Genomic DNA, 1,559 nt, shown 5'->3' with positions numbered 1-1,559 from the left:
ACGCCGCAGGACATCAACTTCATGGCGACGTATGCCAAGGGGCTCATCTGCACGCCGATTGACGGCAAACGTCTCGATGAACTCAATATCGGCCAGATGGTCACGAACAATACGGACAATCACGAGACGGCCTTCACGGTCTCAATTGACGCGTACGACACGGAGACGGGCATTTCGGCGTTCGAGCGCTGCCAGACGGTCAGGAAGTTGCTCGACCCGAAGGCCAAGCCGGCTTCGTTCCGCCGTCCGGGCCATGTGTTCCCGCTGCGCTCCGTCGAGGGCGGCGTGCTGCGCCGTGCCGGCCATACGGAGACGACGACGGACCTCGCACGCCTCGCCGGTTTTTATCCGGCCGGTCTCTGCTGTGAAATCATGGATGACGACGGCCATATGATGCGCACGCCGCGCCTCAAGGAATTTGCCGCCAAGCACGGCCTGCACATCATCACGGTCAAATCGCTCATCGAGTACCGCAAGCGCACGGAGAATTTCGTGCATGAAGTTGCCGATGTCGATTTCCCGAGCAAATACGGCCACTTCCGCATTCATGCGTATGAGAACGAGCTCAACAACGAATGTGATATCGCCATCGTTAAGGGCGACGTGCGCGGCAAGAAAGACGTGCTCGTGCGCGTTCATTCGGAGTGCCTGACGGGCGATGCACTGGGTTCGATGCGCTGCGACTGCGGCGACCAGCTCGCGCTTGCCCTGAAGAAAATCGAAAAAGAGGGTGAGGGCGTCGTGCTTTACATGCGTCAGGAAGGCCGCGGCATCGGCCTCGCCAATAAGATGCGCGCTTATGCGCTGCAGGACCAGGGCCGCGATACGGTCGAGGCCAATGTCGAACTCGGCTTTGCACCGGACCTGCGCGACTACGGCATCGGCGCACAGATTCTCGCGGACCTCGGCCTCACGAGCATCCGTCTCATGACAAACAATCCGGCCAAACGCGCCGGCCTTGAGGGCTACGGCCTCGAAATCACGGGCCGCGTGCCGCTGCAGGTCCATGCCAATAAATTCGACAAGCGCTATCTGACCGTCAAAAAAGTCAAAATGGGCCATCTGTTCAGCGATGAGACGCTGAAATAAGCATAAAGCTCAGGCAAAAATCCCATTGACATAAAGTTTAGGAGGAATTCCCATGGCAAATGTATATGAAGGTTTTGTATCCGGCAAGGGCCTGAAATTCGGCATTGTCGTCGCCCGTTTCAATGAATTCATCACGAGCAAGCTCCTCGGCGGCGCTCTCGACACGCTGCACCGCCACGAGACGAATGACGACGATATCGACGTCGCCTGGGTACCTGGCGCTTTCGAGCTGCCGCTCGTCGCCAAGAAAATGGCAGAATCGGGCAAATACGATGCCGTCATCTGCCTCGGTGCTGTCATCCGCGGTTCGACGACGCATTACGACTACGTCTGCAACGAGGCTTCGAAGGGCATCGCTCAGGTTGGCCTGCAGACGGGCGTACCGACAATCTTCAGCGTTGTGACGACGGAGAATATCGAGCAGGCCATCGAGCGCGCAGGCACGAAGGCCGGCAACAAGGGCGCGGACG

The 1,559-nt window shown here is 58.6% G+C and carries 2 protein-coding genes; both read left to right on the top strand.

Annotation, left to right across the window (positions count from 1 at the left end; genetic code table 11):
* Positions 1–1,089: GTP cyclohydrolase II (gene ribA / locus ACI4OH_RS07225; RefSeq protein WP_439784501.1), on the top strand; the 1,089-nt coding region annotated here is incomplete at its 5' end.
* Between the two features lie 52 nt (positions 1,090–1,141).
* Positions 1,142–1,559: 6,7-dimethyl-8-ribityllumazine synthase (gene ribH / locus ACI4OH_RS07220; RefSeq protein WP_439784500.1), on the top strand; the 418-nt coding region annotated here is incomplete at its 3' end.

It is taken from the genome of Mitsuokella apri (assembly GCF_051886055.1).
Lineage (GTDB): Bacteria > Bacillota > Negativicutes > Selenomonadales > Selenomonadaceae > Mitsuokella.
The sequence above is the reverse complement of the archived record's forward strand: the minus strand, read 5'-3'. Positions and strand labels throughout refer to the sequence as shown.